Source organism: Terrabacter sp. Root85, from assembly GCF_001429185.1.
GTDB lineage: Bacteria > Actinomycetota > Actinomycetes > Actinomycetales > Dermatophilaceae > Terrabacter.
Genome location: NZ_LMIW01000008.1, coordinates 15,852 through 40,147 on the forward strand (window position 1 = coordinate 15,852; position 24,296 = coordinate 40,147).

A 24,296-nucleotide genomic window follows, 5' to 3' on the forward strand; every position below is an offset into this window, starting at 1 on the left:
GGTGCTCAGTCCTCGAAGGTCGCCTTGAGGGCCTCGACGAGCCCGGGCGCGATGTCCTTGCCGGTCGCGACGGCGTCGTCCGAGTCGTGGTCGCGCTGGCGCAGCAGGCAGATCGAGGTGCCGTCGCGCAGGACGGCCACGACGAGCCGTACGTCCTTGCGGTCCGGGTGGGCCGCGAGGTGGTCGACGGCGTCGTCGCCGCGGGAGGGCAGCTCGCGCTCGGCCTCCGGCGGCACGACCATGCGCTCGATCGCGAAGGCGCAGCCGTCGACCTCGTCGGGCCAGGCGAGCCGGCCGAGCAGCGTCTCGAGCGAGCTCGTCGTGGGCAGGCCCTCCTGCTCGATGGCGGTCAGGGCGCCGTCAACGAGGTCGGAGGGCCCCATCTGGTCGCGCAGCTGCGGCTCGCGCTCGAGCAGGTCAGCCGTGCGCACGAGCGCGAAGAGCCGGGCGGGCTGGTCCCAGCCGGAGGCCGCGACGTGCCGCTCGGTGTCGAGGGCGGCGATGGCGAGAGGGTCGATGACGGGCTGCGCGTTCACGCCCCCATGCTGCCGTATGCCGTCGGGTGGCCGGCGCTGACCCGGCGCTGACCCGGCGCAGACCCGGCGCAGACGCGTCGCCGACCCGGCGCGGACCGGGCGCCGCCCCCGGGACGGGCCGAACGCATACGCCCTCGACGCTCGGGGTCTCGTGCCGGTCACGTTGCGGTATCGCGCCGCGGGTGCCGCACGAGCGCGGGTTATGGTTGCCGCAGGCGGCCTCAGGAGGCTGCCCACGGGTCCGCCCGACCACCTGCCCGCCCCAGCACCCAAGGCACTCCACGTGAGCGACAGCAACTTCGGCCCCCCGCCGGGCAACTTCAACGACGACGACTCGGGCTCGCCCCGACGCCCCGACGCGGCCACGCTGCCGCCCACCCGACGCCCGCTCGTCACGTCCCTCGTCGTGGCGGCCGCGCTGCTCGTGGTCATCGCCATCGCGGCGCAGTTCTGGACCGAGGTGCTGTGGTACCAGTCGGTCGGCTTCGCGGGGGTCTTCAGCACCCAGATCGTCACGAAGATCCTGCTGGGTCTCGTCGGTGGGCTGCTGACAGCGGCGATGGTGTGGTCGAGCATCCACTTCGCCTTCCGCAACCGTCCGATCTACGCCCCGTCGCCCGACACGCAGGCCATGGAGCACTACCGCCAGCTCGTCGAACCGATGCGTCGCACCGCGACGATCGCCGCACCGCTCGCGGTCGGCCTCTTCGCCGGTCTGTCGGCAGCGACGCAGTGGGACACCTTCCTGCTGTGGCGCAACGGCAGCCCGTTCGGCACCACCGACCCCGAGTTCGGCCTCGACATCGGCTTCTTCGTCTTCGACCTGCCGTGGATCAACTTCGTCGTCGCGTTCCTGACGATGATCCTCGTCATCGGCTTCATCACGGCCGCCTTCACGCACTACCTCTACGGGGGCATCGTCGCCGGCAACAAGATGCGCTCGACCCAGGCCGCCCGCGTGCACCTGTCGGTCATCGCGGCGGCCCTCGTGCTCGTGCGCGCCGTCGCCTTCTGGGTCGACCGCTACAACCTCGCGACCGCGCAGTCGACGAAGATCACCGGCATCCAGTACACCGAGTCGCACGCGATCATCCCGACGAAGGGCATCCTCGCGCTGGCCGCCGTCATGTGCGCGATCATGTTCCTCACGACGATCTGGACGCGCTCGTGGCGCCTGCCGCTCGTCGGCGTCGCCGTGCTGGCGGTCATCGTCGTCGCGGTCGGTGGCATCTACCCGGCCCTCGTGCAGTCGCTCAAGGTGCGTCCGTCGGAGAAGTCCCTCGAGGTCCCGTACATCCAGCGCAACATCAACGCGACCCGGGCGGCCTACGGCTTCAGTGCGATCAAGGTCGACTCGTACGACACGAAGACCGTCGCGGCGCCCGGCCAGCTGCGTGGCGACGCGGCCACCGTGCCGGGCATCCGACTCATCGACCCCAACGTCGTCGGCCCGACGTTCAAGCAGCTCGAGGCGAGCAAGGGCTACTACCAGTTCGCCGACGTGCTCGACGTCGACCGCTACCAGATCGAGGGCAAGTCGCAGGACACCGTCATCGCGGCCCGCGAGCTCGACCTCAGCGGCGTGCCCGACGGCCAGCGCAACTGGCTCAACGACCACACCGTCTACACCCACGGCTACGGCGTCGTCGCGGCCAAGGGCAACACGCGGGAACCCGACGGTCGTCCGACCTTCATCGAGTCGCAGATCGGCACCGAGGGTGCGCTCGGGAAGTACGAGCCGCGCATCTACTTCGGCGAGAACTCGCCCGAGTACTCCATCGTCGGCGGCAACAAGCAGGAGTTCGACTACCCGGACCCCCAGGGCACCGGGCAGATCAACTACACGTACGCCGGCGTGGGTGGCGTGCAGCTCGACGCCGTCCGGCGCCTCGCGTATGCCGTGAAGTACCGCGAGATCAACTTCCTCCTCTCCGACGCGGTGACCAACGACTCGCGCGTCCTCGACCACCGAACGCCGCGCGAGCGCGTGCAGCGGGTCGCGCCGTGGCTGACGCTCGACGGCAACGCCTACCCCGCGGTCGTCGACGGTCGGGTCCAGTGGATCCTCGACGGCTACACGACGTCGGCGAACTACCCGTACTCCCAGACGACGACGCTCGACACGGCGACCGAGGACGCCGTGACGAGCACCCGCAACTCGGTGCGTGCTGTGCAGGCCGGCCAGGTCAACTACGTCCGCAACTCCGTCAAGGCGACGGTGGACGCCTACGACGGCACGGTGACGCTCTACCAGTGGGACGAGCAGGACCCGGTGCTCAAGGCGTGGATGTCGATCTTCCCGGGCACGGTCAAGCCGCTCAGCGACATCAAGGGCTCGCTCATGGCGCACCTGCGCTACCCGGAGGACCTCTTCAAGGTGCAGCGCACGCTGCTGGAGAAGTACCACGACCAGGACGCAGCGTCGTTCTACGGCGGCCAGAACTTCTGGCGCGTGCCCGACGACCCGACGCAGCCCGCCGACAACCTGCTCCAGCCGCCGTACTACCTCTCGCTCGCGATGCCCGACCAGTCGAGCCCGGCGTTCTCGCTGACCTCGACCTTCATGCCGACCGGTGACCGCAACGTGCTCTCGGGCTTCCTCGCCGTGGACGGCGACGCGGGCAGCCAGGACGGCAAGAAGTCGTCGGCCTACGGCAAGATGCGCCTTCTCGAGACGACGGGTGGGTCGGTCAACGGCCCCGGTCAGGTCTACAACGACATGCGGACCTCGACCGTCACCTCCAACGACGCGTCGCTCGGTCGCCAGCTGACCCTCGCGCAGTTCATCTCGACGACCTCGTCGACCGGGGCCAGCGTCATCTTCGGCAACCAGCTGACCCTGCCGGTCGGTGGGGGACTGCTCTACGTCCAGCCGATCTACGTCCAGGCCCGATCGAGCGGCTCGGGTACCTACCCGCGCCTCTCGGCCGTGGCGGTCGCCTTCGGCGACAAGATCGCCTGGGCCGGCTCGCTCGATGCGGCTCTCAACGACCTCTTCGGTGGTTCGTCGGGTGCGCAGGCCGGTGACACCGGCACGACTCCGACTCCGACCCCGACTCCGACACCGACACCGGGCAGCACGGCGACGCCGACGCCGACGCCGTCGTCGACCGCGACGCCCGGGAGCCCGGACGCGGCGGCGCTGTCGAAGGCGCTCAAGGACGCCCAGGCGGCGTACGTCGAGGGCGAGGCTGCTCTCAAGCGGGGTGACTTCGCCGCCTACGGTCAGGCGCAGGCCAAGCTCAAGGAGGCCCTGACGCGCGCGGTCCAGGCCTCACCGCGGTCGGCGCCGACCGCGACACCCTGACCGACCGATCTCGATCACGACCTGTGGCAGCACGTGAATCGCGTGCTGCCACAGGTCGTTCCGGCGTCGATCACGCTGGATCGGAGCACGACCGGGCCTCGATTTGGTCCTGCGCGAGGTTTCGCGTAACGTTGCTCTTGCCGACGCGGGGTGGAGCAGCTCGGTAGCTCGCCGGGCTCATAACCCGGAGGTCGCAGGTTCAAATCCTGCCCCCGCTACTGATCGCGTCAGCGACACGAAGGGCCCCAGAGAGATCTGGGGTCCTTCGTCGTTCCCGGGCGGAGCCACTGGCGCGACGACGTCCCGTCGCGGCAGGCTGGGCCCGAGGCGCCGCGTCCGGTGGTGCACGCTGAGGGGGCACCGTGGTGGAGGAGACAGCCCGGGAGCGGGCCACGAGACTCATCGCCCGGGGCAACCCGGCTGGCCTGCTCTACGGCGCCATCATCACCGGCGCCGTCATGAGCGCGACCGCGAACCACGCACCGTCGACGGGGCGCGTCGTCGTCGCGGCGGTCTTCGTCCTCGTCGTCTACTGGCTCGCCGACGTCTACGTGCGGGCCTTCTCCGACCAGTTCATCCACGCCGGGTCGCCGTTGCCCCGGCGGATGGCCGCCGCGGTGCGCCACGAGTCCCGGGTGCTCCTCGGGGGCGTGCCCGCCCTCGTCGTCGTGCTCGTCGCGACCCTGCTCGGCGCCGATACCGCCCTCGCGGTGAACCTCGCCCTGTGGCTCACCGTCGTCGAGCTGGGTGCGGTGGGCTACCTCGGGGCGCGCGCCGTCGGCTCGAGCCAGCGCACGGCCTTCCGGGAGTCGCTCGCTGCAGCGCTCCTGGGCGTCGTCATGGTCGCGGCCAAGACGTTCCTGCACTGAGCTCCGCCACCGGTCGCCGGCACTCCGCCGGAACCCTCTGCGGAGCGCGACGCGCCGCGAGGTTCAGGACCCCTGGACCAACGACCCCAGGGACCTCAGGTAGCGGCCCGCGACGAGGCGCTGGGCCCGGCGCCCGACGGGGCCGATGAGGCGCGCCAGGGCGCCGTCCGGGCGTGAGAACGCGCGCACCGTGAAGGTGACCGCGCCGTCTTCCCCGAGCGACACGACGAACGACTCCTCGCCCGCCTCCGGGTGTCCCGGGAGCGTGCCGTAGGCGAAACCGCGACGCCGCGGTCCCTCGACGACGTCGACGACGCGTACGGGGGCCCGGAGGGACAGCGGCCCGGGGCCGAGGCGCAGGTCGGCGACGACGGCGGGCAGCACGAGGGGGCTGGAGGCGACCACGCGCACGCCGGCGCCGCGCTGGACGGCCCACCCGAGCAGCGCCTCCGTCGCACGGTCGAGGGCGTCCGGGCCGTGGCCGACGAGGGCGCGCCGTCGCAGGTGCCCGTAGCCCGCCGGGAGGGGGCCCTTGCGCAGGCTCGCGCCCACCTCGGGATAGGTCAGCGGCGCCAGCGCCAGCTCGGCGAGGCGGTCGCCCGCGAGGAGGAGGGGCCCGTTCATGCGCCCAGCATGCCCGATCGTCGCGGTCGTGCGGCGAGGACGGGTCATCCACAGGAGGTCCGCGCGTCGCCCGCCTCACCCCTCGTCGCGTGCACAATGAGCGCGTGCTGCTGACCATCACGACGACGGCGACGGGGACCACGGTCGCGAGCGACCTCGGCTACCTGCTGCACAAGCACCCGGACCGTGTGCAGGCCTTCGAGCTGCCGGTCGGCACGGCACACGTCTTCTACCCCGAGTCGGACGAGCAGCGGTGCACCGCAGCGTTGCTGCTCGAGGTCGACCCCGTCGGCATCGTCCGGGGCAAACGCTTCGGCGGCGACGGCTTCGCGCTCGCCCAGTACGTCAACGACCGTCCGTATGCCGCGTCGTCGATGCTCGCGGTGGCGCTCGGCAAGGTGTGGGGCACGGCGCTCAAGGGACGGTGTCCGGCCCGACCGGACCTCGAGGGCGCCGCCCTCCCGCTCACCGTCGCCGTGCCGGCGCTGCCCTGCTCGGGTGGCGTGGACCTCGTCCGGCGGCTCTTCGCGCCCCTCGGCTGGCAGGTCCGGGCCGACGCCGTCGCGCTCGACCCCGAGGTGCCGCGGTGGGGCGACTCGCGCTACGCCGACGTGACGCTGACGGGCACCATGCCGCTCGCCGACGCCCTGAGCCACCTCTACGTGCTCCTGCCGGTGCTCGACGGCGCGAAGCACTACTGGGTCAGCACCGACGAGGTCGACAAGCTCGTCCGGAACGCCGGCGCGTGGCTGGGCAGCCACCCGGAGCGCGACCTCGTCACCCGTCGCTACCTCAAGCACCAGCGCGTGTTCGTCGCGGAGGCCACCGAGCGCCTCGACGCGCTCGACGACGTCGCCGCCGAGTCGCTGCAGCCCGAGCCGACCACCGTCGGTGACGGTGTCGAGCCGGCGACCCCGCTCGTCCGACTCCGGTCCGCCGCCGTCCTCGCCGCCCTGCGCGACACGGCCTCGCACCGCGTCGTCGACCTCGGCTGCGGCGAGGGCGCGCTGCTGCGCGAGATGCTGGCCGACCCCGCGTTCACCGAGGTCGTCGGCGTCGACGTCGCGGCCGGTGCCCTCGAGCGTGCCGAGCGCCGGCTGGCGCTGGAGCGGATGCCCGACAGCGTCCGTGCGCGCCTGACGCTGCGCCAGTCGTCGGCCACCTACCGCGACCGCGCGCTCGAGGGCTTCGACGCCGTCGTCCTCATGGAGGTGGTCGAGCACCTCGACCCCGACCGGCTGCCGGCCCTCGAGCGCAGCGTCTTCGGCCACGCGCGCCCGATGGCGGTCGTCGTGACCACGCCGAACGCCGAGTTCAACGTGCGTTACGAGCGTCTCGAGGCCGGCGCGATGCGCCACCCCGACCACCGGTTCGAGTGGACCCGTGCCGAGTTCGGGCAGTGGGCCTCGGCCGTCGCCGAGACCCACGGGTATGCCGTCGAGCTGCGTCCTGTGGGCGAGGTCGACCCGGAGGTCGGGTCACCCACCCAGCTCGCCCTCTTCCGACGCGTGGACCTCCGTCCGGACTCCGCGGCCGACGCCGGCCTGACGAGCGAAGGTGGTGCGGCATGACGACGATCGCGATCCCGGAGCTCGCCCTCGTCGCCCTCGTCGGGGCGTCCGGGTCGGGCAAGTCGACGTTCGCGGCACAGCACTTCGGCCGCTTCGAGGTCATCTCGAGCGACTTCTGCCGTGGCCTCGTGTCCGACGACGAGAACGACCAGGCGGCCTCGAAGGACGCCTTCGACGTGCTCGCCTACATCGCCGGCAAGAGACTCGCCGCCGGACGGCTCACGGTCATCGACGCGACCAACGTCTCGAAGGACGCTCGACGCCAGCTCGTCGAGCTCGCCAAGGCGCACGACGTGCTGCCCGTCGCCGTGGTCCTCGACGTGCCGGTGGCCGTCGCCGTCGAGCGCAACCGCGAGCGGCCCGACCGCGACTTCGGCGCCCACGTCGTCAGACGGCACCACGACCAGCTCCGTCGGTCACTCAAAGGCCTTGGGAGAGAAGGCTTCCGCAAGGTCCACGTGCTGAGCGGCGTCGACGAGATCGCCTCGGTCGAGGTGATCCGCGAGCGACTGCTCAACGACCGTCGCGACGAGCACGGCCCGTTCGACGTCATCGGCGACGTGCACGGCTGCCGGGTCGAGCTGGAGCAGCTGCTCGACCGGCTCGGCTACGCGATGGTCCGCGACGACGAGGGGCGAGCCGTCGACGCCAAGCACCCCGAGGGCCGCCGTGCCGTGTTCGTCGGCGACCTCGTCGACCGGGGTCCCGACACCCCGGGGGTGCTGCGCCTCGCCATGGGCATGACGGCGGCGGGGCACGCCCTCGCGGTCCCGGGCAACCACGAGCACAAGCTCGTCCGCGCGCTCGACGGCGCCCGCGTCCAGGTGAGCCACGGGCTCGAGACGACGCTCGCCCAGCTCGAGCAGGAGCCCGCCGAGTTCCGCACGGCCGTGCGCGACTGGTGCTACGGCCTGGTGTCGCACCTCGTGCTCGACGACGGCCGGCTCGTGGTCGCCCACGCGGGGCTCAAGGAGGCCTACCACGGACGGGCCTCGGGGCGGGTCCGGTCCTTCGCCCTCTACGGCGACACGACGGGGGAGACCGACGAGTTCGGGCTGCCCGTGCGCTACCCGTGGGCGCGCGACTACCGCGGCCGGGCGATGGTCCTCTACGGCCACACGCCGACGCCCGACCCCGAGTGGGTCAACAACACGATGTGCCTCGACACCGGGTGCGCCTTCGGCGGTCACCTCACGGCACTGCGCTACCCGGAGAAGAAGGTCGTGCAGGTCGCCGCCGAGCAGGTCTGGTACGCGCCGTCCAAGCCGTTCCCGGTCGCCGGCGGGGGCACCGGAGCTGCGGACGACACCCGCGCCGGGCAGGCCCGTGGCGACGACGACCTCGACCTCACGGACGTCCTCGGGCGCCGCGTCGTCGAGACGGCCCACCACGGGCGCATCTCGATCCGCGGCGAGAACGCCGCCGGCGCGCTCGAGGTGATGAGCCGCTTCGCCGTGCACCCGCGCTGGCTCGGCTACCTGCCGCCGACCATGGCGCCGGTCGCGACGTCGCGGCGCCCCGACCTGCTCGAGCACCCCGACGAGGCCTTCGGCGCCTACGCCGAGGCCGGCGCGGGTGACGTCGTGTGCGAGGAGAAGCACATGGGCTCGCGAGCCGTCGTGCTCGTGTGCCGCGACGCCGCCACGGCAGCCCGGCGCTTCGGGGCCCGGTCGGGCGAGACCGGGGTCGTGCACACCCGCACGGGTCGGTCGTTCCTCGACGGCCCGCTCACCGAGTCCCTCCTCGCGCGGGTGCGGACGGACGTGGGGGAGGCCGGGCTCTGGGACGAGCTCGGGACCGACTGGCTCCTGCTCGACGCCGAGCTCCTGCCGTGGTCGCTCAAGGCCGAGGCGCTGCTGCGCGAGCAGTACGCCTCCGTCGGCGCGGCGGCACGCGCCGCGCTGCCCGCCGCCGTCGACGTGCTCGAGCGGGCTGCCGGCCGCGGTCTCGACGTCGCGGCCCTGCTCGGTCGCACCACGGCACGGCGGGCCAACGCCGAGGCGTTCACGGCGGCATACCGCCGGTACTGCTGGGACGTCGATGGTCTCGAGGGCGTGCAGCTCGCGCCCTTCCAGCTGCTCGCGGGTGAGGGCAGCACGTGGCACGACCGCGGGCACCGGTGGCACCTCGACCGCATCGACCGCCTCGTCGACGCCGACCCGACGACATTCCGCACGACGCGCCGTCTCGTCGTCGACACCGCCGACCCGTCGTCGGTCGCGGCCGGGGTGCGGTGGTGGGAGGACCTCACCGCCTCGGGTGGCGAGGGCATGGTCGTCAAGCCGGCCGCCGGCCTGCTGCGCACCCGCGCCGGTCTCGTGCAGCCGGGCCTCAAGGTGCGCGGCCGGGAGTACCTCCGCATCATCTACGGACCCGACTACACGGTGCCGCACCACCTCGAACGGCTCCGGGAGCGCAACCTCGGGCACAAGCGGTCCCTCGCCCTGCGCGAGTACGCGCTCGGGCTCGAGTCCCTGGAGCGACTGGCCCGGGGCGAGCCGCTGTGGCGCGTCCACGAACCCGTCTTCGCCGTGCTCGCCCTCGAGTCGGAACCGGTCGACCCCCGACTCTGACGCATTCCCCCTGCCACGCCGGGCACACGTCTGGGACATCCGCTGTCTCGGGGTCCGGCATGCAGGAGGTGCGTCATGACAGCGAGCACGCGTCAGACAGCCGTGCGTCGGCCGTCCCACCTCACTCGGGACAGCGGCCGGCCCGGGGTGCGCGCCCGGCTCTCCGCCGCGGCTGCGATGCTCGTGCTCATGCTCGGATCCGTGGTGCTGTCGGCGCAGTCGTCGGCCGCAGCCACGAGCTCGGGCCGCGCGATGTGGGTGTGGTCGTGGGCCGACGCGGGGTCCGTGGTCCAGCTGGCCCAGTCCCGTGGCGTCGGGACGCTCTTCGTGGGCGTGCCGCCCGACCTCGCGACGAGCCCGCCTCACCCTGCTCGACCGGCTCGTGGCCGCCAGTGGTGGCCGCCCCGTCGAGGCGGACATCCCCTTCTGGTTCGGCCAGGTCGAGGCCGGCAAGAAGTCGACCCTCGACACGGAGACGATGCGGCGCGTCTCGGCAGTGACGATCAGGGCCTACCGCAACACGGCCGCCGGCCCGGACGGCACCCTCGCCATCGCCGCCGCCGAGCTCAGGACCGCAGCGGCGCTCGGTAGGCCCGTCCGGATCGGCCAGGAGACGAACGACCTCGGGACCGACCCCACCGAGGTCAAGCAGACCTTCTACGGCCAGACCCTGACTCGGATGAACGACCAGCTCGCCCAGGTCGACTCGGGCGCCGCGGCCTACGCGACGTACGCCGGCGTCGCGGTCCACGACGCGACGGGGTATGCCGCGATGGCGCCGTGACGGCGGACAGCGCTGTGAGGGTGCGGTGACCAGGGACCGGACGCGGCGGCATACGCGAGCGGTCCACGTCGTTGTCCCGGTGACGTCGCCCGTCGGGCGGCCCGGGCAGCAGGAGGCACCATGAAGGCCATCGTCATCGACCGGTTCGGCGGACCCGAGGAGCTGCACGAGGCGCAGCGGCCCGACCCGCAGCCGGCCCCCGGTCAGGTGCGGGTCCGGGTCGAGGCCGTCGGGGTCAACCCCGCCGACGGCAAGGCCCGCAGCGGCCTCATGGCCTCGCCGGACACGACGTTCCCGCTCGTGCCCGGTCTCGAGGCGGCCGGTGTCGTCGACGCGCTGGGGGACGGCGTCACCGACGTCGCTGTGGGCGACCGGGTCGTCGGCTTCGCGGAGGGCGGTGCCTACGCCGAGCTCGCCGTGCTGAGCACGTATGCCGTCATGCCCGACGCGCTCGACGCCACCGTCGCGGTGTCGCTGCCCGTCGCGGGCGAGACGTCCCGACGCGTCCTGCGCTTCCTGGGCGTGCAGCCCGGCGAGACACTCCTCGTGCACGGGGCCAGCGGGGTGGTCGGCGAGGTCGCGACCCAGCTCGCCGTCGCGGGCGGTGCCACCGTCATCGGCACGGCCTCGGCCGCCAACCAGGAGCGTGTCGCGGCCCTCGGCGCCACGCCGACGACGTACGGCGACGGCTGGCTCGACCGCGTGCGGGCCCTGGCGCCGAACGGGGTGGACGCCGTGCTCGACGCGAGCGGCGCCGGAGTGCTCGACCAGTCGGTCGAGCTGCTCGGAAGCCCCGACCGGCTCGTCACGATCGCCGACCCGGCCGCCTTCACCACGGGCATCACCTTCAGCGGCACGTCGCAGCGTTCGGCGCAGGAGCTCGCCGACCTCGTGGCCCAGCGGGCGTCCGGCGCCGTCACGACGACCATCTCGCGCGTGCTGCCGCTCGCCGAGGCGGCCGCGGCGCAGGCGCTGAGCGACAGCGGCCGCGCCGGCGGCAAGCTCGTGCTCGTCCCCTGACCTTGCGCGCCCTCCGCCTCAGCGCGAGAGGCTGCGGACGGGCAGCTCGAACCACCTGAGGTGGTCGAAGTCGACGTTGACGTGCGCCTCGTCGCACCGCGCCGGCGTCGCAGCGGCGAGGACCGCACGCGCGTCGTCGAGGTGTCCGGCGAGTGCGTCCTCCCCAGCCCGCTCGAGCTGCGCCGGGTAGGTCAGGTGGCCCTGCTCGAAGCTCACCTGGTGCAGCCGTAGCGGGGGCTCGACAGGCCCGTCCTGGTGGCGCCAGAGCCCTGTCGCGGGCTCGAAGTCGTAGTCGCCGAGCAGTCGCCAGCCGTCGCGGGCCACGAGGCGGACGGCCTCGATGACGTAGTCGGCGACGACGTCGGAGATGAAGTAGTTGAAGTTGACCCGGACCCAGCCGGGCTTGATGCCCTCGCAGCCGCGCCCGATCTCGCGCTCGAACTCGTGCGAGCGCTCGAGGTCGATGCCCAGGAGGTAGTGGCCGTAGGGCCCCGCGCACGAGCAGCCGCCGCGGGCCTGGATGCCGAAGAGGTCGTTGAGCACGGCGACGACGAAGTTGTGGTGGAGGTAGCGCTCGCCCTGCGCGTGGACGACGAAGGAGACGATCGACAGGCGCTCGGCCTCGAGGTTGCCGAGGATCTCGATGGCGGGCTCGTCGCGCCAGGCCGTGACCGCGCGCTGGAGGAAGTGGTCCTCGCGGGCGCGGATGGTCTCCACGCCGACGGCCTCCTTGAGCTTGAAGACGAGCCCGGCGCGGATGGCCTCGATGATGGCGGGCGTGCCGCCCTCCTCCCGGTGCGCGGGGTCGGTGAGGTAGTCGTGGGCGTCGGGGTTGACGTAGGCCACGGTCCCGCCGCCGGGCACGTCCGGCACCCGGTTGGTCATGAGTTCGCGGCGCACGACGAGGACGCCGGGCGTGCTCGGGCCACCGATGAACTTGTGCGGGCTGAGGAAGATGGCGTCCTTGTATGCCGTCGGGTCGGCGACGCCCCGGCCGCCCCGGCCGTACATCTCGATGTCGACGTACGGCGCGGCCGCGGCGTAGTCCCAGAACGCGAGCGCGCCGTGCGCGTGGAGCAGGGAGGAGATCGCGTCGGTGTCGGTGACGATGCCGGTGACGTTGCTCGCGGCCGAGAACGAGCCGATGAGCAGGGGCCGGTCGGCGTGCTCGACGAGACGCTCGCGGAGCACCTCGATGTCGACGTGCCCGTCGAGGTCCTGCGGGATGACGACGACGTCGGCGACGCACTCGCGCCACATCACCTCGTTGGAGTGGTGCTCGTAGGGCCCGATGAAGATGACGGGCCGCTGATCGGCGGGCACGAGATCGCCGGCGTGCCAACGGTCCTCGAAGTTCGACGGGATGCGCAGGCCGAGGATGCCGACGAGCTTGTCGATGGCCCCGGTGCAGCCCGAGCCGGCGAAGACGACGACCGTCTCGTCGTCACCACCCACGGCGTCGCGGATGGTGCGCCGGGCGTCCTCGCGCAGCCGCGTCGTCTGCAGCCCGGTGCCAGAGCTCTCGGTGTGGGTGTTGGCGTAGCGGGGGAGCACCTCGTCGCGGATGAAGTCCTCGATGAAGGTCAGGCCGCGGCCCGACGCGGTGTAGTCCGCGTAGGTGACGCGGCGTGGGCCGTAGGGGCCGTGCATCACCTGGTCGTCGCCGATGACGCTCGCGCGGATCGTGGTCAGCAGGTCGTTCTCCGGGGCTCCAGCCATGCCCCAAGCATACCGCATGGTGATGCTAGCCAAGAAGAGCATAACTATTAGTTACATGAGATGGAGAGCGCGTCAAGGGTGCGGTTATGTGAGCGGCACGACGCACACGACCGTCCCGGTGCCGCCCTGCGACACGGCACTCGTGAACGCGCGGGTCGAGCCGTGACCGGCGCAGATGCGGCGGACCGAGGAGTCGTCGGTGAACGCTTCTCGCTGCACGAAGACGACCCTGCCCAGAGCGGCCGGGTCCGAGCAGTCGACGGCCCGCACGTCTCGGGCCGGGTCCGCAGTGACGCACTGGCCCGTCGAGATGTCCTGGGCGGCATCGTCGGAGGTCACGGCGCGGAAGACCAGAAAGGCCAGGACCGCAAGCAGTATCGGGCCGAAGCGCCGGAGGCTCGAGGCGTGTGCAGGCTTCGGCATGGAGCCGTCCTGTGGCGAGTCGGTCAACGTGAGGACTCCAGTCGTGGCGGGGTGGTGGCGGGAGGTGCCCCCGCATTCTGCACGTACTCGACGCCCAGGTGTTGCGTTCACGACTCGTCACCTCCCGCGCTCCGTCGCATAGGGTCGATCCGTGACAGCGATCTCCTATCCGCTCGCGGAGCACACGCTCGCCAACGGCCTGCGCGTCATCGTCAGCGAGGACCACACGGTGCCCAACGTCGCGGTGAACCTGTGGGTCGGCGTCGGCTCCCGCCACGAGACCCCTGGACGCACCGGCTTCGCCCACCTCTTCGAGCACCTGATGTTCCAGGGCAGCCGCGACGTCGCGTCGGGCGAGCACTTCTCGGCCCTCATGGACGAGGGTGCCCGGCTCAACGCCACGACGTGGTTCGACCGCACGAACTACTTCGAGACGGTGCCGACCGGTGCACTCGAGCTCGCGCTGTGGCTCGAGGCCGACCGGCACGGCCACCTCCTCGACGCCGTGACGCAGGAGAACCTCGACAACCAGCGCGACGTCGTCAAGGAGGAGAAGCGCCAGCGCTACGACAACGTGCCCTACGGCTCGGCGCTCATCGACATCTACGCGACCGCGTTCCCCGAGGACCACCCCTACCACCACCCGACGATCGGGTCGATGGAAGACCTCGACGCCGCGACGCTCGAGGACGTCCACGCCTTCTTCCGCGCGCACTACGGGCCGAACAACACCGTCCTCACCCTCGTCGGCGACGTGACCCCGGAGGAGGGCTTCGCCGCTGCCGAGACGTACTTCGGCGGCCTCCCGGCCATCGAGCTGCACCCGCGGGAGCGGCACGCGCAGCTGCCACCGCTCTCCGAGCCGGTCCGGCTCGACCGCGTCGGTGACGTCCCCAACGACCGGATCTACGTCTCCTTCCGGCTCCCCGTCGACACGACCCCCGACTACCTCGCCTGCCAGGTCGCCGTCGACGTGCTCGGCGGCCTGGCGAGCTCTCGGCTCGTGCGCCGTCTCGTCCGCACCGACGAGACCGCCGTGGCCGTGGGCGGCTGGACGATGGGACTCGTCGACGGCGTCGGCCTCGGCACCATCACCGTGGACGTGTCCGCAGGCGCCGACGTCGAGAAGGTCGAGGCCGCGGTGTGCGAGGAGATCGGCCGCTTCATCGACGAGGGGCCGGATGCCGCCGAGCTCGAGTCGGTCATCGCCGACACCGAACGCTCGTGGCTGAGCGCGCTCGCGAGCATCGAGGAGCGCGCCGACCACATCAGCCACCACGCGCTGCTCACGGGCGACCCGGCATACGTCAACACCTTCGTCGAGCGCATCCGCGCGGTGACCGCAGAGCAGGCCCGCGCCGCCGCGGCGGCGTGGCTCGACCCCGCGTCGCGGGCGGTCGTGCGCTACCTCGCCGAGACGAGCAAGGACGCTGACCAGCCCGACGACACCGACCGCACCGACAAGGACTCGGAGGAGGCCGCATGACCGCCGTCGCCCGCCCCGTCGTCGCACCGCCCGGGCCGTGGGACTTTCCCGAGGGCAGCGCCCACGACCTGCCCAACGGCCTGCGCCTGCTCACCTACGACGTCCCCGGCCAGTACGTCGTCTCGGTGCGCCTCGGCCTGCCCGTGTCGCTCCGGGACGAGCCGCGCGAGCGCGAGGGGGTGGCCTCGATCATGTCCCGCACCCTCGACGAGGGCACCGACGAGCACACGGCCGAGGAGTTCGCCCGGCTGCTCGAGCGCAAGGGTGTCAGCTTCGGCGCGGGGATGGCGGACGCCGGTCTCTCCCTCGACCTCGACGTCGTCAAGGGCAACCTCGAGCCCGCGCTCGACCTGCTCCGGCAGATCCTCACCGAGCCGGCCTTCCCGCAGACCGAGGTCGCCCGCCAGGTGCGCACCCGTCTGGCCGAGATCGAGCAGGAGCGCTCGGTCGCCGCGCACCGCGCCGGGCTCGAGTTCGTCCGCACGTTCTACGGCTCCGACGACCGCTCGTCCCGGCCCACGGGCGGCACGCGCGAGACCGTCTCGTCGATCACGCGAGACGACGTCGTGGACTTCCACGCGGAGCACGTCGTCGCCGCCGGCGGCACGGTGGTCGTCGCCGGGGACCTCGACGGGCTCGACGTGCCGGCCCTCGTCGAGGCCGCCCTCGGTGGGTGGGCCCACGGTCCGCGGGACCGGGAGCGCTACCTCCAGCACGCCGCCGTCCTCGCGCCCGACCGCGGTCGCATCGTCCTCGTGTCCCGCCCGGGCTCGGTGCAGACCGAGTTCGTCATCGGGGCGCCAGGACCCGACCGCTCCGTCGAGGGTGGGTGGGCGCCCTACCCGGTGCTCGGCTTCGTCCTGGGAGGCTCTCCGAACGCCCGCATCGACGCCGTCCTGCGCGAGGAGAAGGGCTACACCTACGGCATCCGGTCGAGCTTCCGCCCGCGGCGTCGCGGCGGTGTGTTCCTCACGTCCGGCTCCGTGCGCGCCGACTCGACCGCGGAATCTCTGAGGCTCCTCGTCGAGATCCTCGAGAGCGGCCGGGACGGGTTCAGCGACAAGGAGATCCGCTCCGGTGTCGACTTCATCTCCAAGACCGCGCCGGGTCGCTACGCCACCGCTGACTCCATCGCCGACGAGGCGGTGGGCATGGCTCTCGACGGTCGCACCACGGCGTTCACGACCGACAACCTCCGCGACCTCGCAACCGTCGACCGCAGCCGGGTCGAGGCGGCCTACGCCCGCTTCGCCGGAGGAGCCGGCATCGGCAGCGGCGAACCCGGAGCCGGGTGGACGATCGTCGTCGTCGGCGACGCCGCGGCCCACCTGCCAACCATCGAGGCCCTCGGCCTCGGCGACGTCACCGTCGTCACCGACGCCTGACCCCGGAACGACCTCGCGGTCGAGGTGATGCCGACACCCGGGTGCGTCTCGGCATCACCTCGAATCGGGGGAGTGCGTGTCGGTCGGCTGGAGCGGGCGCTCCATGACGTAGTCGTCCTCGTACACACCGCCGACGAGGAAGCGCTTGGTGCCGACTCGGTCGAAGCCGCTCTTGCCGTAGAAGCGCTGGGCGCGCTCGTTCTGCTGGTTGACGCCCAGCCACACACCGGCGGCGCCGGAGTCGCGTGCCCAGTCCAGGGCCCGGCTCATGAGCAGCGCCGCAGCGCCCGTGCCATGAGCCTGCGGCAGGACGTAGATCTTGGACAGCTCGACGGTCGGGCGGAGCCGGATCGCGGCGCTGACGTCCTCGTCCCGTGGGTCGCCGGCGACGAGCATCGCGTACCCCAGTGCGGTCCCGTCGCGCTCGGCCAGGAGGACGTGGCGGTGGGCGTCGGTGACGTAGTCGGTGAAGCGGGCGGGGGAGAGGACCTCCTCGACGAACGCCTCGACACGGTCACGCGTCATCGACGGCGGACACGCGAGCACGAACGTCGCTGCGGCGACCTCGGCCAGCGCTGGCACGTCAGCCTCGCGGGCAGGGCGGACCGATGCGACGGGGACCGCCGGGGCGGGTACCGCGGAGTCGGAGGAGTCGGCGGGGTCGGGGGAGTCGGTGCTCATGCCGAAAGGCTATGCCGCCCAGTGCATCCCGCCCAGTGCATACCGCCCAGTGCACCCCGACCACCGCGGCCTCAGGCGGGCGTGGTGCCGATGCGCGAGAGCACCTCGTCGTGCAGCAGGCCGTTGGTCGCGAGCGCGTTGCCGCTCCAACAGCCGTCCTTGCCGTCGAGTCCGGTGAACCGCCCACCGGCCTCCTGCACGATCGCGACGAGCGCGGCCATGTCGTGGACGGCGAGCTCGGGCTCGGCCGCGATGTCGGCGGCCCCCTCGGCCACGAGCATGTAGGACCAGAAGTCGCCGTAGGCACGGGTCCGCCAGCAGTCGTCCATGAGGTCGAGGAAGTCGTCACGCCGCCCGCGCACCCGCCAGCCGGCGAGCGACGAGTACGACAGCGACGCGTCGCCGAGCCGTCCGACCTGGGACACCGAGATGCGCTTGGCCGACGACAGGGAGCGGCCGCTCCAGGCGCCTGAGCCGGTCGCGGCCCACCAGCGACGCTGCAGGGCCGGCGCGGCGACGAGGCCCAGCACCGGGACGTTGTCGACGACGAGGCCGATGAGCGTGGCCCACACGGGCACGCCGCGGACGAAGTTCTTCGTGCCGTCGATGGGGTCGATGATCCACCGCCGCGGACCGTGCCCGGTCGTGTCGAACTCCTCGCCCTCCACGGCGTCACGCGGGCGGGTGCGCTTGAGCTGCAGCCGGACGAGCTCCTCGGCGGCCCGGTCGGCGTCGGTGACGGGCGTGAGGTCCGGCTTGCTCTCGACGACGAGGTCGGCGGCACGGAAGCGTGCCATCGTCACCCTCTCGACGGCATCCGCGAGGACATGGGCCAGACGAAGGTCGTCGTCGTAGGAGGTCACCGGCTCAACCTAGCGGCATCGGTCCGAGCAGTGGCGCTGAGCCCGGCGACGAAGGTCGCTGCGGCTCAGTGCTCCTCGGTCGTGCTCCGGCTGCTGAGCAGGCGACGCAGCGACTCGAGACGTGACGCGCCGGCCGGTCCGGCGTGACCGTCGGCCACCCAGGCGTCGAGCGCGCACTCCTCCTCGTCGTGCGTGCAGCCGCGGGGGCAGTTGTCGGTGCCCTCGGCGAGGTCGGGGAAGTGGTCGATGATGTGGTCGACGTCGATGTGGGCGAGTCCGAACGACCGGATGCCCGGCGTGTCGATGACCCAGCCGTCGTCGGAGCCGTCGGCACCGTGCAGCCGCAGTGCCACGGCGTTCGTCGAGGTGTGGCGCCCGCGGCCGGTCGTGTCGTTGACGACGCCGGTGGCGCGCAGGGCGCCGGGGACGAGGCCGTTGACGAGAGTGCTCTTGCCGACGCCGGAGTGCCCGACGAGGACGGAGACCTTGCCGGAGAGCCTGGCGCGGAGGTCCTCGAGGCCGGAGAAGTCGCCGTACTTCCACGACGTCACGACGTGCTCGACCTCGAGCGGCGTGTAGTGCGCGAGGAAGTCGCTCGGGTCGACGAGATCGGCCTTCGTCAGCGCGAGCAGCGGCTCGAGGTCCGCGTCGTAGGCCGCGACGAGGCAGCGGTCGACCATGCGCGGCCGCGGCTCGGGGTCGGCCAGGGCCGTCACGATGACGAGCTGGTCGGCGTTGGCCACGATGATCCGCTCGTAGGGGTCCGTGTCGTCGGCCGTGCGTCGCAGCACCGACCGACGCTCCTCGATGCGCACGATGCGGGCGAGCGCGTCCGGACCGCCAGCCAGGTCGCCGACGAGGGCGACGTCGTCACCGACGACGACCCTCGTGCGGCCGATCTCACGGGCCTTCATGGCCGTGACGACGCGTTCGGGCTCCTTCTTGCCGAGCGAACCCTTGGGGATGAGGCACGTGTAGCGGCCACGGTCGACGCCGATGACCATGGCGACGACGGCGTCCGCGTGGGCGGGCCGCTCCTTCGTGCGGGGCCGGGACCCCTTGCGACTGGGGCGGACCCGGATGTCTCCCTCGTCGAGGTCCCGCCAGCTCATCGAGTGAGCACCACCGGGCGTGAGCCGTCGAGCATGCCCTGCCACAGCCCGACGAAGTCGGGCAGCGTCTTGCGCGTCGTGTCGATGTCCTCGACGTGCACGCCGGGCACGCGCAGTCCGATGATCGCGCCTGCGGTGGCCATGCGATGGTCGTGGTAGGTGCGGAACCGGCCACCGTGCAAGGGTGCCGGCGAGATGCGCAGCCCGTCGTCGGTCTCGGTGACGTGCGACCCGACCCGACCGAGCTCTGCCGTGAGGGCCGCGAGACGGTCGGTCTCGTGACCGCGGATGTGGGCCACGCCCCGGATCCACGTCGGCGTCGACGCGAGCGCTGCGAGAGCAGCCACCGTCGGGGTCAGCTCGGCCGCGTCGTGCAGGTCGATGTCGATGCCGACGAGCTCACCGCTGCCGACGACCGTGAGTCCCGAGCGGTCGAGGCGCACGTCGGCGCCCATGGTGTCGAGGATCTCGCGGAGGAGGTCGCCGGCCTGGGTCGTGTGCTGGGGCCATCCGGGCACCCGCACCGTCCCGCCGACGACGAGGGCCGCCGCGACGAAGGGCCCGGCGTTGGACAGGTCCGGCTCGACCGACACGTCGAGGGCGTTGATCTCGGACGGCTCGACACGCCAGGTGTCGGGCTCGCTGTCGTCGACGATCGCGCCCGCGTCGCGCAGCGTCTCGACCGTCATGAGGATGTGCGGCTCGCTGGGCACCGGCTTGCCGTCGTGGTGCACCGTGACGCCCTCGTCGTAGCGTGCCCCGGCGAGGAGCAGCGCCGAGATGAACTGCGACGAGGCCGACGCGTCCATCGTCACCGACCCGCCCGGCACCCGTCCGCGCCCGTGGACCGTGACCGGCAGGTGCCCGTCGTGGTCGTCGACCTCGACCCCGAGCGCGCGCAGCGCGTCGGTGACCGGCCCCATCGGGCGCACCCGCGCCTGGGGGTCGCCGTCGAGCCGGACCGGCCCGTCGGCGAGCGCCGCCACGGCGGGCAGGAAGCGCATCACGGTGCCCGCCAGGCCGCAGTCGACCGTCACGTCACCGCTCAACGTCTCGGGCGGCGTCACCACCCAGTCGAGCACGCCGCCGACCGCACCGACCCCACCGCTGCCGGACTCACCTTCCGGCGCGACGTCGTCGATGCGTACGCCCAGGGCGCGCAGCGCGTCGGCCATGAGGAGCGTGTCACGCGAGCGCAGTGGCGCCCGCAGCCGTGAACGGTCGCTGGCGAGTGCGGCGAGCACGAGGTAGCGGTTGGTCAGGGACTTGCTACCCGGCAGGACGACCGTGGCATCGAGCGGTCCGGGCGCGAGCGGCGCCGCCCAGTCGGGCTCCTCGGTCAGGGTGGCGCCGTCGGTGGCGCCGTCCGTCACGGACATGGGGTGGGGCGATGGATCAGCGGGACTCAACTCAGCTCACGACGTCCTGGGCTCGATGGGCGAGCAGGCGCGCCTCACGCTTGGCGGCCCGCTGGGCGTGACGGGCCTCGCGGCGCGTCGTCTTCGTGGCGTGCTGGGCGCGCCAGGCCAGGCCCGGCTTGCCCTCGGTGTCGACGGCGGCGAGGAGCAGGCCGCCGAGCAGGCCGACGTTCTTGAGGAAGAGGCTGCGGCTCTGCGCCTTGCGGGTGGGGTCGGTCTCCTCCCAGAAGGCGTGCTCGATCGCCGTCGTCGGCACGACCGAGGCGGCGAGCACCGTCGAGGCGAGCCGCGGCATCCGACCGGTGGCGAGCAGGATCCCCCCGCCGAGCAGGGCGGCGCCGTTGATCCGGACGAAGAGGTCGGGGTCCTTCGCGGCGACCTCGGCCCCCGGCACCTGGCCCGGCACCTTCTGGAGCAGGTGGGCGGCCTGGTCGGTGCGCGCAGCCGGGTGGCGGAGCGCCTCCACGCCGGCGGCGACGAAGACGGATGCGAGCAGCGGGCGGGCGAGACGACGGACGATCATGCGTTTTCCTCCTCTGGCCGCGACCCGTTCGAACGCGTCGTGACCATCGTGGACCTGTGGACACCTACGGTATCGACATACCCGCGGCGCAGGACGTGCCGCCCACGCCGGCCCTCGGGGTCGTCGCGGTCGTGACGGACGCGTATGCCGTCACGATCCATGTCGCCGGCCACCCGGCATACGCTGTGGCGCATGTGCGGGAGGTATGCCGCGAGCGCGCGGCCCGACGAGCTCATCGAGGCCTTCGACGTCGACGAGGACCACACCGACGAGCCCGCGCGCAGCGTGCTCAAGAACCCCCAGAGCCCGCCGGCCGGCGAGCCCGACTGGAACATGGCCCCGTCCAAGCAGGCGTTGGTCGTCCTGACCCGGAGGCCTCGCGGCACCGGAGGCACCGACGGCGCAGACGAGGAGGCCGTCCCCGCCCGGCAGCTCCGGATGCTCACGTGGGGTCTGGTGCCGGCGTGGTCCAAGGACGTCTCGACGGGTCTGCGCATGACCAACGCGCGCGCGGAGTCGGTGCTCGGCAAGGGTGCCTTCGCCAAGGCCGCCCTCTCGCGCCGCTGCCTCGTGCCGGCCGACGGGTGGTACGAGTGGCAGGTCTCGCCGACCGCGGTCGACGCCAAGGGCAAGCCGCGCAAGCAGCCCTTCTTCATCCACCGCGCCGACGGCGCCCCCGTCGCCTTCGCCGGGCTCTACGAGTTCTGGCGCGACCGCGAGCTGCCCGAGGGCGACCCGGCGGCGTGGTTGACGACCTTCACGATCATCACGACCGCCGCCGACCCCGGCATGGACCGCATCCACGACCGCCAGCCCCTCGTCCTCGAGCCCGCCCAGTGGGAGCACTGGCTCGATCCCGACGAGAAGGACCCGGGCTACGTCCAGGGCGTCCTCGAGTTCGCCGCGCCCGGACGCTTCGAGGCGCACCCGGTCAGCCGTGCGGTGGGTGCGACGCGCAACAACGGTCCCGCCCTCGTCGAGCCCGTCCCCGAGTCCGAGCTCGAGGGTGTCGTAGACCCGATGACCGGTGAGGTGGTCGGCGCGTGAGCGCACCGGCCCGTGAGGCGGTCCGCGAGATCGAGACGCCCGGTGGGCCCGGACGCGCCCACATCCAGCGACCCGCACGCCCACGCGGCACCGTCGTCCTCGGCCACGGCGCCGGGGGAGGGCTCGGAGCGATCGACCTCGCGATCGCCCGCGAGGTGCTCGTCGGCGCGGGCTGGGCGGTCGTGCTCGTCGAGCAGCCGTGGCTCGTGGCCGGTCGCAAGGTGGCCGGTCGCCCGCCCACGCTCGACGTCGCCTGGGTGCCGATCGTCGAGGCGCTCATGACCGGCAGGGGCCGCCTGCCGCGCCCCCTCGTCGTCGGCGGCCGCAGTGCGGGCGCGCGCGTGGCGTGCCGCACGGCCGGACCGCTCGAGGCCGATGCCGGCCTCCTGCTCAGCTTCCCCCTCCACCTGCCGGGTCAGCCGGAGAAGCTGCGCGCCCACGAGCTCGCGCTCGCGCCAGAGCCGTCATGGGTGGTTCAGGGCACCAAGGACACGTTCGGCACGCCCGACGAGGTGCGCGCGCACCTGCCGGTGGGCACGACGCTCGTCGAGGTACCCGGCGCGCACAGCTTCCCGAAGGGCTCGCGCAGCGCCCTCACCGAGGCTCTCGGCACGATCGCGGGAATGCTGCCCGGCTAGGTGTCGTTGCACGGAGCATGGTCACCTGCCCCACCCGTGAGCCCGAGAGCATCGCGACCGTGCCGACCGAGCACGGTCTGCTGACGCAGCCCACCGGTCTAGGCTGGGAGGCGATGGCAAAGGACAAGAAGACCGATCCGAGCGCCGCCCTGCGGCTGACGGACCCGAGCACCGACACGAGCGCGACGACCCGGGGGGCGACGCCTGCACCGTCCGACCCCGACGACCTCGCGCGCGCCGATGCGACCGTCGACGTCGCGAGCGAGAGCGAGCACGCACGTCGAGCGCGCTTCGAGCGCGAGGCGATGCCCCTGCTCGACCAGCTCTACAGCGCTGCTCTGCGCACGACGCGCAACCCGAGCGACGCCGAGGACCTCGTGCAGGAGACGTTCGCCAAGGCGTACGCCGCGTTCCACCAGTACAAGCCGGGCACCAACCTCAAGGCGTGGATGTACCGCATCCTCACCAACACCTACATCAACAGCTACCGCAAGAAGCAGCGCCAGCCCCTCGAGTCCGACTCGGCCGAGATCGAGGACTACCAGCTGGCGCGGGCCGAGTCGCACACGTCGGTCGGGCTCCGGTCCGCCGAGGCCGAGGCGCTCGACCACCTCCCCGACAGCGACGTCAAGCGCGCCCTGCAGGCGATCCCCGAGGAGTTCCGCCTCGCGGTCTACTTCGCCGACGTCGAGGGCTACGCCTACAAGGAGATCGCCGAGATCATGGACACGCCCATCGGCACCGTCATGAGCCGCCTGCACCGCGGCCGCCGTCAGCTGCGCGAGCTCCTCTCGGAGTATGCCGCCGACCGCGGTTTCGCGGCGGCCGGCACCTCCGAGGGTGCGGCGATGGGTGCGGGGATCGCTGCTGGCACGGAAGGAAGCCGGTCATGAACGACCACACGACGGGTGGACAGGGTGCGTCGGACAGCGCGATGACGCGCACCGACTGCTCCGAGGCGTTGCTGAGGGTCTACGAGTACCTCGACGGCGAGCTGGGCCCCGACGAGTGCGCCAAGATCCAGGCGCACCTCGACGAGTGCGGGCCGTGCCTCAAGGAGTACGACCTCGACACGACCCTCAAGTCCCTCATCAAGCGTTCGTGCGAGTGCGAGCAGGCGCCGGAGGCGCTGCGCCTGACCATCATGTCGCGCATCTCGATGACCATGATCCAGGTCGACCGCGGCTGAACAGCGGCCCACGACGTCAACGTCGGGTCCCACGGACACGACGAAGGCCCGCCCCGAGCTGCTCGGGTGCGGGCCTCTGACGTCTGCGGCTCAGGCGTTGGGCTTGCGGCCGTGGTTGGCGGCGTTGCCCTTGCGGGAGCGGCGCTTGCGGGCGCGCTTGCTCATCGTCGGCTCCTAATGGGTCGTACAGTGGTCTCGGGCCCCGGTGCGGGACACGAAGACCCGATTCTTCCACATCCTGCGCGAGTGGCCAATTTGGTCGCAGGTTTGCCCTGCAAACCTTAAAATCTTCGTATAGATCCGGCATGGGTACGCCGGATCTGCTTCCGTGCGCCCGCGCGCGCAAGGCATCCTGTGCATTGAGGGAAACCTCTGTTGTTCTGTGCTGCCGCAGCAACGCCCCTCCATGGCGCACGCATCCGGAACATCCATCTATGAAGGAGCCCCCACATGTTCGCTGCCCTCCTGTCGGCACTCGCGTCCAACGACCTCGCCACCCGCGCCATCATCTCCCTCGCTGGCGTCTGG

The 24,296-nt window shown here is 72.1% G+C and carries 22 protein-coding genes and 1 tRNA gene; 13 read left to right on the plus strand and 10 right to left on the minus strand.

Features of this window, described 5'->3' with window-relative positions:
- Positions 1 to 5: 5 nt before the first annotated feature.
- Positions 6 to 536 (minus strand): PPA1309 family protein, encoded by a 531-nt coding sequence (locus tag ASE25_RS06655; RefSeq protein WP_082622743.1) that lies wholly within the window; start codon positions 534 to 536, stop codon positions 6 to 8.
- Between the two features lie 283 nt (positions 537 to 819).
- Between ASE25_RS06655 and ASE25_RS06660 the strand changes: the two genes are divergently transcribed.
- The 3 genes from ASE25_RS06660 (at position 820) to ASE25_RS06670 (ending at position 4,712) form a co-directional block, all read left to right on the plus strand.
- A complete protein-coding gene (locus tag ASE25_RS06660) occupies positions 820 to 3,843 on the plus strand; it encodes a UPF0182 family protein (RefSeq protein WP_056770700.1) in 3,024 nt (1,007 codons plus the stop codon).
- A gap of 144 nt (positions 3,844 to 3,987) precedes the next feature.
- Positions 3,988 to 4,061: transfer RNA gene (locus ASE25_RS06665), tRNA-Met, on the plus strand.
- Between the two features lie 144 nt (positions 4,062 to 4,205).
- On the plus strand, positions 4,206 to 4,712 hold the full coding sequence (locus ASE25_RS06670) for a hypothetical protein (protein WP_156415377.1): 507 nt from the start codon (positions 4,206 to 4,208) through the stop codon (positions 4,710 to 4,712).
- A gap of 63 nt (positions 4,713 to 4,775) precedes the next feature.
- Here the strand turns inward: ASE25_RS06670 and ASE25_RS06675 are convergent, their stop codons facing one another.
- The gene (locus ASE25_RS06675) at positions 4,776 to 5,336 is read right to left on the minus strand and encodes a DUF1990 family protein (RefSeq protein ID WP_056824162.1); all 561 of its coding nucleotides are present in this window, start codon (positions 5,334 to 5,336) and stop codon (positions 4,776 to 4,778) included.
- 104 nt (positions 5,337 to 5,440) lie between these two features.
- Between ASE25_RS06675 and ASE25_RS06680 the strand changes: the two genes are divergently transcribed.
- The 4 genes from ASE25_RS06680 (at position 5,441) to ASE25_RS06695 (ending at position 11,284) form a co-directional block, all read left to right on the plus strand.
- Positions 5,441 to 6,907, plus strand: a complete 1,467-nt coding sequence (locus ASE25_RS06680) for a 3' terminal RNA ribose 2'-O-methyltransferase Hen1 (protein ID WP_056825607.1) — start codon at positions 5,441 to 5,443, stop codon at positions 6,905 to 6,907.
- Positions 6,904 to 9,480 carry a polynucleotide kinase-phosphatase gene (locus tag ASE25_RS06685; RefSeq protein ID WP_056824165.1) on the plus strand — a complete coding sequence of 859 codons (2,577 nt, stop codon included), beginning with the start codon at positions 6,904 to 6,906 and terminating at the stop codon, positions 9,478 to 9,480. The genes ASE25_RS06680 and ASE25_RS06685 overlap by 4 nt, the downstream gene beginning before the upstream one ends.
- A gap of 307 nt (positions 9,481 to 9,787) precedes the next feature.
- On the plus strand, positions 9,788 to 10,264 hold the full coding sequence (locus tag ASE25_RS06690; RefSeq protein ID WP_056824169.1) for a hypothetical protein: 477 nt from the start codon (positions 9,788 to 9,790) through the stop codon (positions 10,262 to 10,264).
- A gap of 120 nt (positions 10,265 to 10,384) precedes the next feature.
- The gene (locus ASE25_RS06695; protein ID WP_056824172.1) at positions 10,385 to 11,284 is read left to right on the plus strand and encodes an NADP-dependent oxidoreductase; all 900 of its coding nucleotides are present in this window, start codon (positions 10,385 to 10,387) and stop codon (positions 11,282 to 11,284) included.
- 18 nt (positions 11,285 to 11,302) lie between these two features.
- On the opposite strand, the gene ASE25_RS06700 is transcribed toward ASE25_RS06695, so the two are convergent.
- Positions 11,303 to 13,003, minus strand: coding sequence for an aminotransferase class V-fold PLP-dependent enzyme (locus tag ASE25_RS06700; RefSeq protein WP_056825609.1), 1,701 nt, complete (start codon positions 13,001 to 13,003; stop codon positions 11,303 to 11,305).
- A gap of 84 nt (positions 13,004 to 13,087) precedes the next feature.
- A complete protein-coding gene (locus tag ASE25_RS06705; protein ID WP_056824175.1) occupies positions 13,088 to 13,426 on the minus strand; it encodes a hypothetical protein in 339 nt (112 codons plus the stop codon).
- Positions 13,427 to 13,577: 151 nt separating this feature from the next.
- Here ASE25_RS06705 and ASE25_RS06710 point away from each other — a divergent pair, with 151 nt between their 5' ends.
- Together ASE25_RS06710 and ASE25_RS06715 are read left to right on the plus strand one after the other, a co-directional pair.
- Positions 13,578 to 14,912, plus strand: coding sequence for a pitrilysin family protein (locus ASE25_RS06710; protein WP_056824178.1), 1,335 nt, complete (start codon positions 13,578 to 13,580; stop codon positions 14,910 to 14,912).
- Positions 14,909 to 16,297, plus strand: coding sequence for a pitrilysin family protein (locus ASE25_RS06715; protein WP_056824179.1), 1,389 nt, complete (start codon positions 14,909 to 14,911; stop codon positions 16,295 to 16,297). The genes ASE25_RS06710 and ASE25_RS06715 overlap by 4 nt, the downstream gene beginning before the upstream one ends.
- 54 nt (positions 16,298 to 16,351) lie before the next feature.
- On the opposite strand, the gene ASE25_RS06720 is transcribed toward ASE25_RS06715, so the two are convergent.
- The 5 genes from ASE25_RS06720 to ASE25_RS06740 all read right to left on the minus strand — a co-directional run bounded on the left by ASE25_RS06720 (position 16,352) and on the right by ASE25_RS06740 (position 20,894).
- A complete protein-coding gene (locus ASE25_RS06720; RefSeq protein ID WP_082622744.1) occupies positions 16,352 to 16,978 on the minus strand; it encodes a GNAT family N-acetyltransferase in 627 nt (208 codons plus the stop codon).
- A gap of 71 nt (positions 16,979 to 17,049) precedes the next feature.
- On the minus strand, positions 17,050 to 17,841 hold the full coding sequence (gene hisN / locus ASE25_RS06725; RefSeq protein WP_056824182.1) for a histidinol-phosphatase: 792 nt from the start codon (positions 17,839 to 17,841) through the stop codon (positions 17,050 to 17,052).
- 65 nt (positions 17,842 to 17,906) lie between these two features.
- Positions 17,907 to 18,953: a ribosome small subunit-dependent GTPase A gene (gene rsgA / locus ASE25_RS06730; RefSeq protein WP_056824185.1), complete on the minus strand. Its 1,047-nt coding sequence runs from the start codon at positions 18,951 to 18,953 to the stop codon at positions 17,907 to 17,909.
- A complete protein-coding gene (aroA, locus tag ASE25_RS06735) occupies positions 18,950 to 20,332 on the minus strand; it encodes a 3-phosphoshikimate 1-carboxyvinyltransferase (protein ID WP_056770675.1) in 1,383 nt (460 codons plus the stop codon). Before aroA ends, rsgA begins: the two co-directional genes overlap by 4 nt.
- Before the next feature lie 31 nt (positions 20,333 to 20,363).
- Complete coding sequence (locus ASE25_RS06740; protein ID WP_056824189.1) at positions 20,364 to 20,894, minus strand: DoxX family protein; 531 nt, start codon at positions 20,892 to 20,894, stop codon at positions 20,364 to 20,366.
- Between the two features lie 192 nt (positions 20,895 to 21,086).
- Here ASE25_RS06740 and ASE25_RS06745 point away from each other — a divergent pair, with 192 nt between their 5' ends.
- From ASE25_RS06745 to rsrA, 4 genes are read left to right on the plus strand one after another with little or no spacing between them, the layout of a single operon-like run.
- Positions 21,087 to 21,941 carry an SOS response-associated peptidase gene (locus tag ASE25_RS06745; protein ID WP_056770669.1) on the plus strand — a complete coding sequence of 285 codons (855 nt, stop codon included), beginning with the start codon at positions 21,087 to 21,089 and terminating at the stop codon, positions 21,939 to 21,941.
- On the plus strand, positions 21,938 to 22,579 hold the full coding sequence (locus ASE25_RS06750; protein ID WP_056770668.1) for an alpha/beta family hydrolase: 642 nt from the start codon (positions 21,938 to 21,940) through the stop codon (positions 22,577 to 22,579). Before ASE25_RS06745 ends, ASE25_RS06750 begins: the two co-directional genes overlap by 4 nt.
- A 17-nt stretch (positions 22,580 to 22,596) precedes the next feature.
- Positions 22,597 to 23,472, plus strand: a complete 876-nt coding sequence (locus ASE25_RS06755) for a sigma-70 family RNA polymerase sigma factor (protein ID WP_056824193.1) — start codon at positions 22,597 to 22,599, stop codon at positions 23,470 to 23,472.
- Positions 23,469 to 23,768, plus strand: coding sequence for a mycothiol system anti-sigma-R factor (gene rsrA, locus ASE25_RS06760; protein ID WP_056770661.1), 300 nt, complete (start codon positions 23,469 to 23,471; stop codon positions 23,766 to 23,768). Before ASE25_RS06755 ends, rsrA begins: the two co-directional genes overlap by 4 nt.
- 90 nt (positions 23,769 to 23,858) lie before the next feature.
- Here the strand turns inward: rsrA and ASE25_RS23775 are convergent, their stop codons facing one another.
- Positions 23,859 to 23,933, minus strand: coding sequence for a 50S ribosomal protein bL37 (locus tag ASE25_RS23775; RefSeq protein WP_369791897.1), 75 nt, complete (start codon positions 23,931 to 23,933; stop codon positions 23,859 to 23,861).
- Positions 23,934 to 24,296: the final 363 nt, after the last annotated feature.